At 44.2% G+C, this 14,698-nt stretch carries 11 protein-coding genes; 7 read left to right on the forward strand and 4 right to left on the reverse strand.

Annotated elements, in window-relative coordinates:
- Window positions 1-134: 134 nt before the first annotated feature.
- Window positions 135-1,760, reverse strand: a complete 1,626-nt coding sequence (locus tag QUF07_RS07605) for a peptide ABC transporter substrate-binding protein (protein ID WP_217163248.1) — start codon at window positions 1,758-1,760, stop codon at window positions 135-137.
- Window positions 1,761-2,237: 477 nt separating this feature from the next.
- Between QUF07_RS07605 and hflX the strand changes: the two genes are divergently transcribed.
- The 4 genes from hflX (at window position 2,238) to QUF07_RS07625 (ending at window position 5,826) form a co-directional block, all read left to right on the forward strand.
- The gene (gene hflX, locus QUF07_RS07610; RefSeq protein ID WP_289427121.1) at window positions 2,238-3,515 is read left to right on the forward strand and encodes a GTPase HflX; all 1,278 of its coding nucleotides are present in this window, start codon (window positions 2,238-2,240) and stop codon (window positions 3,513-3,515) included.
- A gap of 77 nt (window positions 3,516-3,592) precedes the next feature.
- Window positions 3,593-4,954, forward strand: coding sequence for an APC family permease (locus QUF07_RS07615; RefSeq protein ID WP_289427122.1), 1,362 nt, complete (start codon window positions 3,593-3,595; stop codon window positions 4,952-4,954).
- 253 nt (window positions 4,955-5,207) lie between these two features.
- On the forward strand, window positions 5,208-5,498 hold the full coding sequence (locus QUF07_RS07620; protein ID WP_217163254.1) for a type II toxin-antitoxin system RelB/DinJ family antitoxin: 291 nt from the start codon (window positions 5,208-5,210) through the stop codon (window positions 5,496-5,498).
- Window positions 5,488-5,826: a type II toxin-antitoxin system PemK/MazF family toxin gene (locus tag QUF07_RS07625; protein WP_217341439.1), complete on the forward strand. Its 339-nt coding sequence runs from the start codon at window positions 5,488-5,490 to the stop codon at window positions 5,824-5,826. The genes QUF07_RS07620 and QUF07_RS07625 overlap by 11 nt, the downstream gene beginning before the upstream one ends.
- A gap of 146 nt (window positions 5,827-5,972) precedes the next feature.
- Here the strand turns inward: QUF07_RS07625 and QUF07_RS07630 are convergent, their stop codons facing one another.
- Complete coding sequence (locus tag QUF07_RS07630) at window positions 5,973-6,929, reverse strand: zinc-binding dehydrogenase (RefSeq protein ID WP_217341440.1); 957 nt, start codon at window positions 6,927-6,929, stop codon at window positions 5,973-5,975.
- A gap of 141 nt (window positions 6,930-7,070) precedes the next feature.
- Window positions 7,071-8,057 carry a LacI family DNA-binding transcriptional regulator gene (locus QUF07_RS07635; RefSeq protein WP_217341441.1) on the reverse strand — a complete coding sequence of 329 codons (987 nt, stop codon included), beginning with the start codon at window positions 8,055-8,057 and terminating at the stop codon, window positions 7,071-7,073.
- 449 nt (window positions 8,058-8,506) lie between these two features.
- On the opposite strand from QUF07_RS07635, the gene QUF07_RS07640 reads away from it, so the two are divergent.
- The 3 genes from QUF07_RS07640 (at window position 8,507) to QUF07_RS07650 (ending at window position 12,564) form a co-directional block, all read left to right on the forward strand.
- A complete protein-coding gene (locus QUF07_RS07640; RefSeq protein ID WP_289427123.1) occupies window positions 8,507-9,898 on the forward strand; it encodes an SLC45 family MFS transporter in 1,392 nt (463 codons plus the stop codon).
- 145 nt (window positions 9,899-10,043) lie between these two features.
- Window positions 10,044-11,711 (forward strand): glycoside hydrolase family 13 protein, encoded by a 1,668-nt coding sequence (locus tag QUF07_RS07645; protein ID WP_289427124.1) that lies wholly within the window; start codon window positions 10,044-10,046, stop codon window positions 11,709-11,711.
- A gap of 166 nt (window positions 11,712-11,877) precedes the next feature.
- Entirely contained in the window at window positions 11,878-12,564 is a 687-nt protein-coding gene (locus tag QUF07_RS07650) for an MgtC/SapB family protein (protein WP_289427125.1), read from the forward strand.
- A 785-nt stretch (window positions 12,565-13,349) separates the two neighbouring features.
- Here the strand turns inward: QUF07_RS07650 and QUF07_RS07655 are convergent.
- Window positions 13,350-14,558 carry a DUF5776 domain-containing protein gene (locus QUF07_RS07655; protein ID WP_289427126.1) on the reverse strand — a complete coding sequence of 403 codons (1,209 nt, stop codon included), beginning with the start codon at window positions 14,556-14,558 and terminating at the stop codon, window positions 13,350-13,352.
- Window positions 14,559-14,698: the final 140 nt, after the last annotated feature.

The raw sequence follows: 14,698 nt of genomic DNA on the forward strand, positions 1-14,698 counted from the left end.
CTCATGAGCTACCCAAATTAGGAATGCTCCGCCAAGCAATAACCTGCACATAAGCACTTGATCTGTAAATCCAGAATCGGGATTTACAGATCAAGACACTTATGCTTCGGTTATTCCCGCTTGGCTCCGCTCACTTATTTTCGCACACTAATCTTACTCCAATCCCACTGTGGTGCCGTTGGGAAGAATTGGACACCATGAATTTTTGGCTTCATCAGCGTTGAAATAGCCGGTTGATACAATGGCACAATTCCTTGATCATTCATCAGAATCTTTTCGGCTTGAACCATATCGTTCCAACGGGCATTTTCATTGGCTGCGTCTGCGCCTTCCGACTTCTTAACCAATGCATCGTACTTTGCATTGCCCCATTTACCATTGTTGTATGAGTTCTTGGAGGTCAAGATATCCAAGAAGTTGCTTGGGTCTGGGTAATCTGCATTCCATGCTGTGATAACCAGATCAAATTGGCCGCTTGCAGATCGTGACAATCTGGTCTTGTAAGGCACATTTTGATTGGTAATCTTAACGCCTGGCAACTTCGTCAACTCACTTTGAACAAACTCAGTCGTCCGTTTGGCAACGTCTGTATCGTCTGACAATAATGTCAGGTTAACTGATTTCTTACCAGTTTCTTTCAAACCTTTGGCCCAATACTTCTTTGCTTCAGGCAAATTATACTCGATGGCGCTCTTGACATAAGACTGATCAGCGAAGTCCTTGCCGTTATGTTCGGACATATCATCAGCGACAAATCCCTTTGGTGCCTGTGAGCCATCTGCCAACACTTTGTTAGCTAATTGGTTCTTGTCAATTGCCAGCGAGAAGGCCTTCCGCAAGTTCTTGTTCTTAAACATTGGGTACTTCTTCTCGTTCATTTCAAGGTAATAAATTGAAGCTTGTTTATAAAGATGATAGTTCTTATCCTTCTTATATTGCTTAACTTGGGTGCCACTCAAAGTTGTGAAGTCAAGCTTGCCACTTTGATAACCATTCAGTGCGGTGGCAGGATCCTTAACCGCCTGCATGTTCAACGTGTTCAACTTAATCTTCTTGGCATCCCAATACTTCGGATTCTTAACCAGCTTCCAAGTATCGTTGGTTCCGTTCCAGCCCTTCAATACAAATGGGCCATTGTAGCCAAGCTTCTTCGCGTCGGTTCCGTATGAAGAGCCATACTTCTTGACCATCGAAATTTCTTCTGGGAAGTAGTAGCTTTGAGAAACCATGTACTTGAAGTAGCTTTGCGGTTTGATCAAGTTAACGACCAGTTTGTAATCACCGTCAGCTTTAACCCCTAACTTTGATGGCGACATCTTGCCAGCAATAATCTTATTGGCATTTTCCAAATTAGCAAAGATATATGAATATTGTGATGCTGTCTTTGGATTAACCGTCCGTTGCCATGAATACACAAAATCTTTAGCGGTGACTGGCTTGCCATCGTTCCATTTTGAATGACGCAAATTAAAAGTCCATGTCTTGCCATCTTTTGATACCGTGTAATTCTTTGCGACCCCAGGAACAACTGTGTTATTCTTAGCCATTCGCAAAAGTCCTTCATTAGTTCCGTTCAAATTTTGGCTGGAAATCAAATCGGTCATCTTGGAAGCATCCATTGTGTTGATGTTGGCTGCGACCATCCAGTTAGCCGTTTGTTTCTTAGTGCCAGATTGAGAAGAGCTGTTGCCACACCCTGCCAAAACAACTGCAGCGAGTAAGCCAACTCCGCCAACCTTAATTAATGAACTTAATTTCATGTTCTGATTCGTCCCTTCAATATGTACTGTAGTTTGTAACCCGTCAATAAACTGATTTTAGATTAAAATTTAATTAAAATCAATAGCTATTTTTAATATTTTATTCATTTATTTAGGGATTGTTCATCACAAACATGCATCATCACTTGAATAGCTGGATTGATTTCTAATTAAATTCTTTTTTTCTGTCCATCACTTGGACTTGAGTTAACGTCACCCAGCTCCGCAGATTGGGTGCTTTTGTTTATTATTTTTTTACACTTGTGTGTTATACTTGAACACGTGATTATTAGGACGGGTTCTCTGGCAGAAGCTTGGATCCGCTCACTTTTTCTAGGACAGCTGCGTAAAGCAGAAACTTCCATATAAGCACCTCGAACAAAAATTCCCAAAAACCGGGAATTTCTGTTCGAGGAGACTTATATTCCAGTTTCAAAACCGCTTTACTCCGCTCACTTTTCTTTAGGAGGCACTTTAATGGATTTAACTGATACACCTACTCCCGTTGTCACCATTGGGCTCAACCGCAATTCCAACAGTTTCGATTATTCCATGACCGAACTGAATAACTTAGTTGAAGCTAACAAAATGACGGTAGCTGAAACCTTGGTTCAGAAGCTCGATCGGCCAGACCCCGCAACCTACTTTGGTAAGGGTAAAATTGAAGAACTCAAACAAGTTGTGATTGATGACGGCGTGGACACCATCGTGGTCAACGATGAATTGTCCCCCAGCCAAATTCGAAACATCGAAAAAGCCACCAACGCCCGGATCATTGACCGGACCGGCCTCATCCTCGAAATTTTTGCCAACCGGGCTCAATCTCGAGAAGCCAAACTTCAAGTGGAATTGGCCAAGTTAAAATACCAACTCCCTCGTTTGCACACCAGTGCTAGTCAACGGCTTGATCAGCAAACTGGGACAGCCAGCGGTGCCGGTGGTGCGACTAACCGTGGTGCCGGTGAATCACAATACGAATTAAACCGGCGAACCCTTGAGAAACGCATCACTCACGTTAATCAAGAACTCAAGGAAGCCTCAAAAGCCGACCAAACCAAACGAAAACAACGTGACCGCAGTGACATTCCAACTGTTGCCTTAGTTGGTTACACCAACGCTGGTAAATCAACCGTCATGAATGGCTTGATCAAGTTACTTGGCGAGGATGAAGATAAACAGGTCTTGGTAAAGAACATGCTATTCGCCACTTTGGACACTTCAATCAGACGGTTAACCTTACCTGATCAAAAAGCTTTCCTATTAAGTGACACCGTCGGATTTGTCAGCCAACTGCCCCATCAATTGATTCAAGCATTTAAATCAACGTTGTCTGAAGCAGCTAACGCGGATTTGTTAATTCAGGTGGTCGATAATTCTGACCCCCACCGGGAACTGATGATGAAGACGACCGAAGATACTTTGAACGAAATTGGCGTGTCCGGCATCCCCATGATCGTTGCGTTAAATAAAGCCGATAAGATGGCCGTCAATTACCCCGCCCGTGAAGGCGATAACCTCGTCATGTCAGCGATCGATGATGCTTCACTTCAAGAACTGGTCACAATGATCAAGGAAAAGGTCTTCAAGAATTACGAGACCGTGGAGTTGTTGATCCCGTTTGATAAGGGGGACGTTGCTTCCTATTTAAATGATAACAGCAATATTTTAAAAACGGATTACAAGAGTGACGGCACGATGATCACCGCCGAGTTGAATGAAACAGAAGTGAAGCGGTTCGAGAAGTATCGCGTGTGACGACCAGTAAATTTTGCTGGACGAGCCCCACTTTACTCGCCACCCTATTTTGAATGAGAAGAAGGAGAACTGGAAACATGAAACAACAAAAAGAAGTGTCACTTGACCGAGATCTCGGCCTCTGGTCGGCACTCGCGTTAGTTATTGGAACGATAATCGGTGCCGGCGTTTTCGTCCGTCAGTCAGCTGTCCTAGATGACGCCGGCTCAACCACGATGGGCCTATTTGCCTGGTTTGCCGGGGGCCTTTTGACAATCACCGCTGGGCTGACAATTGCTGAAATTGCGTCGCAAATGCCCGAAACCGGTGGCCTCTATGTTTATATGGAACGAATTTACGGCAAGATGTGGGGCTTTTTATCCGGTTGGATGCAAATTATTTTTTATGGTCCAGCCATGATCGCCTCACTAGGCGCTTATCTCGCCATTTTATTATCAGATTTTTTTGGTTTCCCAAGTAAATATAACATCTATCTCGCGATTGGAACCATCGTTGCAGTTGGCATTTTAAATTTATTCTCGAACCGATATGGTGCTACTTTTGCTATTGTGACAACCATCTGCAAGTTGGTTCCCGTTGCCGCATTAATTATCTTTGGCCTCTTTTTTGGGAATCAAAGTGCCTTTGGCCAAAGCTTAGTCACTGTTCATCAGACGGCCGGCAACTTTGGTGTTGCGATCTTGGCAACCCTGTTCGCGTTTGACGGCTGGATTCTGGTCGCTAATTTGGGTGGTGAAATTAAGAACCCCCGGAAGTTGTTACCTCAAGCGATCATGTTTGGAATCTTGGCCGTCATGGTCATTTACCTTTTGGTCTCTTATGGGGTCTATCGCTCCGTTCCCGCTGAACAAATTCACAAGTTAGGGACCAGTGCGATTCCTTACATTGCCAATAAAGCATTTGGTGACATTGGTGGAAAGATTCTCAGTATCGGGATTATCATTTCGATCGTTGGCTGTATGAATGGTAAAATTATGACCTTCCCCCGGATCATGTACGCAATGGCTAAACGGGGCCAGCTGCCATTTTCAAAGACACTCTCATACTTGCATCCAAAGTCACATACACCAATCTTTTCAACGATCGCTGAATTGATCATCGTAACCATCATGATTATCTTCTCAAACGCTGATCGATTATCTGAATTATGTATTTTCACCGTCTACTGTTTCTACGTCATGGCTTTTGTGGGCGTGTTCCTGTTGAGAAAACGGAACCCAAGCCAAAAGCGGGTCTTCTCAACTCCGCTCTACCCCATCACCCCAATTTTAGCCATCTGCGGTTCGCTATTCGTGATCGTCAGTGAAATCATGTCAGACTTACCAGGCGTGCTGACATCATTCGTTTTGGTCGGTATCGGTATCCCAATCTTCTATTATGAATCCAAGAAGAATCGTGGTTCGATTGCGGATGATTCTGAAGTGAAGAATCAGGATTAGGTGGATGGCGTGAATTTATGAAATGTTAGATTAGTATAAATATAAGAGTTCTCATGACAGGTTTGTGTCGTGGGGACTCTTTTTATGAACATGTTTTTTCCATTGGCGTCATCAACAAACCACTAAAATTAATCCCCTGATTTTTCAAACATTGGCTGAGACTACGGAAATAGAGTATAGAATCTTGTACATACACGCTATTTTTCAGTATGATATACATACAGAATACGTATAACATGATCGGGGTGCTCCTATGCCAATTAAATCTGATAAAAAGAAACGGATTCAAGTTATGATGGATCAACAATTAAGTGACGATGTAAATGACATCTTATCAGATCTGGGACTGAATCCATCCATTCTTATGAATGCTTTATACCGTCGCATCGAAGCAGAAGGGAAGATTCCTTTCGACTTTTCACTGACTGATGAAGAGCGGGCCACCCATCATTTAACAAGTACAATCAAATCTTTAGGCATCCCTATCATCAAAAATAAACAAGAAGCCGAAAAATTCTTGTTTGGAGACGATGATGAAAAATAATACGATTGCGATTGCCTTCATAACATACTCAGATCAAGTGGGAAAAGGCAAGACCCAGCCTGTCTTGATTTATCAGCAAGACGAGGTTCATTATCAGTTATTCAGGATCACCACAAAATATGTCACTAAATCGGAGCATATAAAAAAGTTCTACTATAAAATTCGAGAATGGCAGCAAGCTGGGCTTGACCATCCATCTTGGATTGATACTAGTACGCTAGTTGATTTCCACAAAGAGTGGCGGGTCATAAAAATTGGCAAGCTCCAACTTGTCGACATTAAAGGCCTTGATCAGTTCTTAGAATCTCATCTCAATGATTATCTGTAGCATTTCACTTACAAACTGCTTGAAATTCAACAGATTATTTCAAGTGTTTCAACGAGTATCAAAAAAGGGCTACCCCCACTGCAATTTCGCCAAATATAGTGGGGTAGCCTTTTTATTGTGAGCCCGATCCCTGCTTTTTGCTTTACTCACTGCACCCGCACAATCACTTTCCCAAAGCTATAATGTCCATCCATAAACGCCTGGGCGTCAGCGGTGTGTTGCAGGTCAAACACTTTTCTTGGTGTCACATCAACGTGGTTCCTATCGATCAAGTCGAATAATTCATCAAAGGTGGCTTGATTTAGCGCGCCTGATTCAAAGCTAGTGAGGTAAGCGCCTTGCAATTCAGAGATTGGTTCAAAATCTTTAAGGGTCCACACGCCGCCCAATTCACCGGTCATACAGACAATGCCATCGGTTTTGGTTACCATCATCGAATTTTTCAAAGTGGTTGCGCCCACCAGCTCCAACACGCGGTCAAACTGCGAGCCATCCGTCTGCAATTTGTTATCCTCATCGCGGATCACGTCGTCAAAGCCATTTTCTTTCAATTCCTTGGCCTTTTCCATATGCCGAGTGGAACCAGTGATTTCAATTGTTGGCACCATTGCCCTGGCTAAGCGAGCAGCCGCAACCCCGACCCCACTGGTAGCACCCCGGATCAATAAACGATTACCAGAGGCCAATTTCAATTTTTTCAACGAGCCATAAGCTGTCCCACAAGTTTCCGGAACGGCTGCTAAATCGTCCCAATTCAGATCAGTGTAAACGGTATAAATGTGCTTATTGGGCAACAAGGTGTATTCCGCGTAACTGCCATCAAATTCACGGCCCATGCCGCCCATAACCGAAATCACCCGTTGGCTGGGATGTAGTCGACTTGGATCAGTGGTTTTGACAACTTCACCAACGCACTCAATCCCTAAGATCCGCGGTAATTTGACAGTCGGTGACCACCCATTTCGGGTAAAGATTTCCGACCGGTTGACCCCGAATCCTTTGACCTTGACTAACGTCCAACCTGCCTTCACTGTTGGCGTTGGCACATCTTCATACGACAATACATCCGGTTCCCCCGGTTTTCGCAATACAATTGCTTTCATTAGATGCCACTCCTTCCTAAAAATAAGTGAGCAGATCCAGGCGATTAGTAACCGGAGCGTAAGTCGCCGCAAGGAGGAATTCCCGATTTTAGAATTTTTGCTTGTGGTGCTTACGTGCAGGTGCTGCCTGGAGGAGCTGTCCTAGACACTCTGCCTAGCAATAATTTTAAATGGGGTAAAAGCTGATTTGGCAGCCTTTGTCGGTTGACTAATAATCTGCTGCATCCCCCGAACACCCATCTCGAAGAATTCCTGAGTGACACTGGTTAATTGCGGCCGCACGATGCTGCAAAGTTTCGTCCCATCAACACTCATCACAGCTAAATCAGTTGGGATTTTCAATCCATAATCCTGCGCCTGATTCATCACGCCGATTGCGGCCAAATCACTGGATGCGATCACCGCGGTCACCTCCGGCTCACGGCCATATTGTTTCATCGCATTAACGCCGTCTTCATAAGCAAAGTCACCGCCGCAAACCCAGGCCGAATTCAATTGCAACCCATTATCAGCCATGGCCTGATGATACCCATCCAATCGTAACTGACCAGTCACAGAGTCTAAATCCGCTGCCGCAAATCCAATTTTGGAATGACCCTTATCAATCAAATACTTGGTAGCTTGATAGCCGATCTGAAAATCATCCGAGGTAATGAACGGTAATTTTCGATTTTTAAGGGTGATTGATAGGAACTGGTATGGAATATTGGCATTGACTAACAGGTTCTCATTAACCGAATTAAGGTTAACGGCGACCAACAAAATACCCATTACCGACCGTTCAATCACGGTTTCCAAAGCTTTTCGTTCCATCTGGGGATCTTTTTCGCCGGCATATAAAATAATCACATTCAAATCATGCTCACCGGCCTCTTGCTGAATCCCATCGATGATCTGGTCGGAAAAGTTCGTCTTGGTTGAGCTCACAATGACCGCAATCACCTTGCTACGGCGGGTAACCAATTCAACGGCAGCCGTATTTTTTTGATAGCCAAGTTTTTTGGCTGTTTTTTTTACCTTTTTTGCTGTCTTCTCTGAGTAAAATGCTGCCTGACCAGACAGCACTCTTGAAACAGTGGCAGGAGAGACCCCTGCTTGTTTAGCAATATCTTTAATTGTGACCGCCATGATTGCGCCACCTCTCTTTTATGTATATTGATAAGTTTCACTAGAATCATTAATGTTAAGCGCTTTACGATGTTCACCTCATTTTAACACAGTAAACGGCGCCTAAATTTTTAGTAAAACACAAACGTTTGTGATGTTGATGCAAAAGGCTTGCAAACGTTTTCTTTCAGCGATATTATAATCGCTGTAAACGTTTCCTTGCAATATATTTATTGGCCAAGTTGCTGGGGCGTTCACGTAGGACGGCTGTGTAAAGCGAAATATCTATCTAAGCATCTTTTTCAAAAATTCCTGAAGTAGGAGCTTTCGAAAAAAGAGATTTAGATTCTGGTTTCTAAGTGCTTTACTCCGCTCACTTTTATTAAAACAGCTCCGTAAAGCAGAAGGAGACTTAGGCTCCAGCTTCTAACTGCTTTACTCCGCTCACTTATTTTTTAGGAGGAATCATTATGGACGCAAAAGCAAAAGCTGGTAATGGTGACGTTAAAACTGAACCTAAAAGTTTTGCATCCCATTTGCCAAGTTTGAAAGTAAGTACGATTTTTGCAATGACGTTTGGCTTTTTCGGGGTTAACATGGCGTTCTCACTTCAACAATCACAAATGGGGCGAATTTTTCAAACCATTGGCGCCAACCCGAATAACTTAGGCTTTTTCTTCATCTTGCCACCGCTGGCCGGAATGGTTATTCAGCCATTAATTGGTAAGTACTCTGACCGCACTTGGACCCGTTTTGGAAGACGTATGCCGTATTTATTTATTGGCGCACCCGTCGCAGCAATCGTTCTGGTATTACTTCCTAACGCCGGTTCATTTGGATTTGGTTATGGTTCGGCGGCCGCTCTATGGTTTGCCGCCATTGCCACCTTGTTCATGGATCTCTCATCCAATGTTTGTATGCAACCATTCAAGATGGTCATCGGCGACATGGTCAACGAAGATCAAAAAGATATGGCTTGGTCTTGGCAGCAGTCCTTCTCCAACCTTGGTGGAGTGCTCGCCAGTCTGGTTCCATTCTTTCTCGCCTTCATCGGTCTTTCAAACGTCGCTCAAAAAGGTGAAGTGCCAATCACCGTTAAATTAGCCTATTACCTGGCCGCAGCCGTTCTGTTGCTGACCTCGTTCTACACAATTACCAAGGTTCACGAATACAATCCTGAAGAATATGCTTTATATCACAACATTGACTTAACCAAGCAAAAGAAGCAGCCTAGTCTTTGGGAATTAACCAAGAAAGCCCCCCGGGTATTCTGGGAAATCTCCATTGTTCAATTCTTTACCTGGTTTGCCATTCTCTACTCTTGGACCTACGCTGCCGGTGCCATTTCCTTGAATGTTTGGCACACATCCAACCCATCATCAGCCGGTTATCAAGCCGCTGGTAATTGGTATGGGGTACTCACTTGTATTCAAGCTGTTGCTTCAGTTGTCTTTGGTTTGTTAGTGCAAGCACGGACTAAACCAGAACACCGAAAAGCATGGTACGTCTTTGGTTTACTTGCTGGTGCCCTTGGCTTCATTCTGATCTTCTTCATCCACAGCAAATGGTTGCTCGTTTTGCCATTCTGCCTGATCGGGATCACTTATATCACCATGAACACCCAACCATTCTCACTCTTAACAGAGGCTTTGAACGGTGAAAATGAAGGGGCTTACCTGGGACTCTTCAACTGTGCAATCTGCTTGCCCCAAATTGCCGCATCCCTTTGCAGCTTCTTCATCTTCCCAATGGTTGGTCACTCAATGCCAGCAATGTTCTTGGTTGGCGGAGTTTCATTAGTACTCGCCGCATTTTCAGTTCGCTTTATCCACTCAAGGCTCAGTGAACCAGTTAAACTATAATAACTAGGACAGCTACGTCAGGCAGAAACTTCCATATAAGCACCATGGGCAAAAATTCCAAGCCCACGAATTTCTGCCCATGGAGACTTATATTCCAGTTTCTAACCGCCTGACTCCGCTCACTAAAAAAAGAGGAGAATTCAATATGACCCACAAATGGTGGCAAAATGCCGTAATTTATCAGATTTATCCACAAAGTTTTCAGGACAGTAACAATGATGGGATTGGTGATCTTCATGGAATCATCAAGCGCCTGCCTTATTTAAAGAAGCTCGGAGTTGACGTCCTTTGGTTGAACCCAATTTATCAGTCCCCTCTCAAAGATAACGGCTACGATATTGCCGATTACGAGAAGATCTTACCGGAATATGGCACGATGACCGATTTCGACGAATTATTGAAGGAGGTTCACGCCCACGGATTGAAGTTACTAATGGACCTCGTGGTTAACCACACTTCCGATCAACACCGCTGGTTCCAAGAAAGCAAACAATCCAAGGATAACAAGTACGCCGACTACTACATGTGGCGCGATCCAGTTGATGGTCATGAACCCAACAACTGGCACGCAGCATTTGGTGGCAGTGCCTGGACATACGTTCCGGAACGAGGCCAGTACTACCTACACTTGTTTGCCCCTGGTCAACCTGATTTGAATTGGGAAAACCCAGCCGTTCGGGAATCCGTTTGGAACATCATGCGATTCTGGTTGGATAAAGGGATTGATGGCTTTAGAATGGACGTCATCAACCTGATCTCCAAACCTGAAGGCCTTCCCGATGCACCTGAACCCGGCACCTACCCACTCACGGAAGGTCTGGTTGCCGATGGGCCTAAGTTAAACGACTACCTCCACGAAATGAACGACAAGGTGCTTTCCCACTACGATGTCATGACAGTTGGTGAAATGCCGAGTTCAAAGCCCGAAGATGCCATCAGCTACACTGGCCTCGACAGCCATGAACTGAACATGGTCTTCCAGTTCCAGCACGTTGCTTTGGAACCCAATCCAGACAAACGCTTGGGTAAGTGGAACGATCAGCCGGTCAAGTTACCGGAGTTGAAGAACGCCCTCTCCCGTTGGCAAAAGGCCTTAGATGGCAAGGGTTGGAACAGTCTCTACTGGAACAACCATGATCAGCCCCGGGCAGTTTCCCGCTTCGCCAACGATGATCCGAATTACCGGGTTCGTGCCGCTAAAATGCTGGGTACTACCCTTCACATGATGCAAGGAACGCCATTTGTCTTTGAAGGTGAAGAACTTGGCATGGCCAATGTGCACTACACCAGCATTGATCAGTACGAAGATCTCGAATCAATCAACGCCTACCGCGAGTTGGTCGAGGAAAAGAAGCTGGTGGATGGGCCAACCATGCTGAAGTATTTAGCCAACATTTCCCGGGATAATGCCCGCACCCCAATGCCATGGGACGACGGCAAGAACGCTGGTTTCTCGGACGTGAAGCCGTGGTTCGCCTTGAATCCAACTTATAAGGAAATCAATGCCAAAGCTGTGGTGGAAGATAAAGATTCCGTCTTTTGCCACTATCAGAAGTTAATCCAACTCCGGCATGATTCCGACTTGGTTAAGTTTGGAACCTATGATGAAATTGATCCTGACGATGCAGAAGTCTTCGCTTACCGGCGTCATTATCAAGGCAAGACGTTGCTGGTAATCAGTAACTTCACTGCCAACACGGTGACCCGTGATTATGATCAGGGGAAAGCTGACAAACTCGTCATCAGCAATTACGATGATGATCAAGGCACGGAATTACGCCCTTATGAAAGTAAGGTCTATGTATTTAACTAAGATCATAATATATTCGGGCATAAAGAGTCTTCTCAACTGATGAGGAGGCTCTTTTTTGCTTTGTTTAACTGCGGCAATCCATTGATCTATCGGCATAATATTTTGGTTAGTGATTATTTCGATATATAATGCAATTAGTTATATTATTTAAACGGAGGTGCTGCCAATGGATTACTGGTTATATCAACTGGAATGGGTGCTGCGGCTGTTTGTGGCCGCTATTTGCGGTGGCGCGGTCGGTTATGAGCGTAAAGTCCGCTTGAAGACTGCCGGCATTCGGACCCACATGTTGGTTGCGGTCGGTGCCGCCCTCTTCATGATCATTTCAAAATATGGTTTCTTTGATTTAACCGGTCACGCCACTGACATCAGCTTGGACCCATCCCGAGTGGCTTCCCAGGTTGTCACTGGAATTGGATTCATCGGTGCCGGCGCAATCATGACCAGAAACCACAAAATTGACGGTTTAACCACGGCGGCTGGCTTGTGGGCAACGGCAGCAATTGGTTTGGCTATCGGGGCTGACATGTATGTCATCGGCATTGCGGGTACGCTGTGCATTTTGATCACCCAAACGATTGTCCGCAGAATCAAGGCACTGAAACTCTACCCAAACCGCACTCTGATCCGCCTGCAAGTAACCTTCACTGGAAAGCTAAACGATATGGATGCCCTGCCCAAGCGATTGCAAATTATCGGCAGTACCAATGTCCGCATGCGAATCTTAGCGTATAAGCCAGATTCGTTCTCACTAGAAATGCAAATTAGATTAATAAGACGAACAGATCCTGATGATTTCATCATGAAGATGAGTAATTTAGCGGATGTGAAGAAGATTGATGTGCTGGATTGAGGCCAGAGCGCGACGAGACCCGGTTTGACCCCGGAGCATAAGCAGAATCAGCCAATGATGAACGCGTTTTGTTCATTGTTGGTTGGTTTTGCTTATGCAGTAGGGGTCAGGGTCGTCAGAGCGCATTTCCACTATATAATGGCGTACAAAGCCAAAGTATCTTAGAGACCCGTCAAAGATTTCTACCGTAGTGGCGTCCTATACACACTATCTATAAGTAAATTACTCTCCGATAACCCCACCCCAATCCTTGAAACCACCCCACAAATCATGTATCATAACTATATGAAAAGTGACTGCCGGTGGACGAGACCGACAGCCACAAACGTGAGTATGGATGATTTGGGCGAAGCTAATCTAAATGATTAGCTTTTTTTATTAGGTAATCCGCTCGCGCAAACGTTAAGCTTGCTTGTGCGGTTACCCAAATCATCACGGCGACTTGCACCGGGACGGCCTCCTAATCTTTCCAATTGGCATGGCACCTCACCTCCGTGGGTATTCTTACTGAGGGGTGGGCACCATCCGTAATTCACTAAGCCAAAGTTGATTAGGTGCTACCTAAGTCTCTTGACCATCTTTTAATTTTAACAAGTAATTATGTTGCAATACAATCATTTTTCACTGCTCTTTTTCTCAAGTGGCTTGTGATATACGACCTATTTAAATATATGTCGTATGTCAAATTTACGATGCACTCCTAATGAATTTTTCAAAATCATTTAAAACCCGGTTCTACATAAAAAAGCCTATCCGCAAGAAACTGATAGACTTTTTTCGTAATCCTATTTAATTACCTTCACATACTTGCTATTAGCAGTTACATAACCACCAGCAACCGCATAACGTTTAGCACCAAAGGTCGTAGTTGAGTATGGTTGTGAGTATTCCCACTTCTTAACTTTCAACACGGTCCCCTTCTTAATGTGCTTCGTGCGTTTACTGAAGTTGGCGTTATTGTAACGATAAATGGCTTTCTTAACTTTGATTTGTTTCGGCTGCTTCTGGTTACCAGCAATCACAAGTTTGCGGTTTCCGGTAATGTAGTGACCATTACTCAAGAGGTAACGAGTCGTTAAGTTATGCTTAACAAAGCCCTTCACTTTGAGCTGCGTGCCTTGTTTGAAGTTCTTAACTTTGCCAGTCAAGTCCTTATTTGTATATTCATTGACACCCCGCGGATTGATCACCGTCAGTGTCTTGTGAGAACTGTGATAATAAACTGGTCGAACAAAGGAATAATCAGCCGTAATATAACCTTTCTTACCGGCAGTTTTGCTATGATGGTTCACATCACGAACCACGTACCGCAAGTTGCCAGCTTTCGACTTCGCATAATCCGTTACCACAAACATTGGTCGATTAATTCGTGGCTTCTTGGCATAGTTGGCAACTCGTTCACTCTTCTTGAAGTCCTTATTACTGTACATGTAGATCTTCTTCAAAGCGTAAACGGCTTCACCCTTTTTGGCAATGCCAGGGGTTGATGGCTGCGTTGTTACTGTCGGAGTTGATGGCGTTGGAGTTGGGTTAACTGGTGTTGGATTTGGCTCTGGCCCGGGGCCTGGGTTCGGATTGGGAGGGGTAACTTGTTTTTGATAATAGAGAATTACAGGTGCAGTATTCGCTACCAAAGTTCCGGATAAATTAGCTGGCATTTTCCCTCGAACTAGAATATAAAGTTGGCCGTTAATCGTTAAAGTATCCGGGTAATAATCATCGGTAACCGTATAAGGATCATTCACTGAACCGTGAATTAACTTTTGTTGAAGTAATTGATTATTATCATTGTCCAGATAGTTAACGTTTAGTGTAGTCTCATTGGCAAATGTCTTGGCATAGATCACATTAATGTTGCCTCCACTATCGGGAATAATTACTTGATTATGCCCGGCATTATTTACAACTTTACTGTCATTAACAACGTAGCCGGGAATATCAGGAATATCTACTGCTTTCCCCGCAGCATCTTCACCGCTAACATCATGACCCAATGAATTCCCATCCTTATCAACTGGGTGAATAGTGTAAGGAACCGTATTCTTATCATAAATAACGGTAGCGTCAAGAATCTTGTGTAAATGAAATGCCTTCGTACATATAATATGTATCTAACTTAAATAAATGATGCTTC

The sequence above is a fragment of the Lentilactobacillus sp. TOM.63 genome, from assembly GCF_030361045.1.
Lineage (GTDB): Bacteria > Bacillota > Bacilli > Lactobacillales > Lactobacillaceae > Lentilactobacillus > Lentilactobacillus dabitei.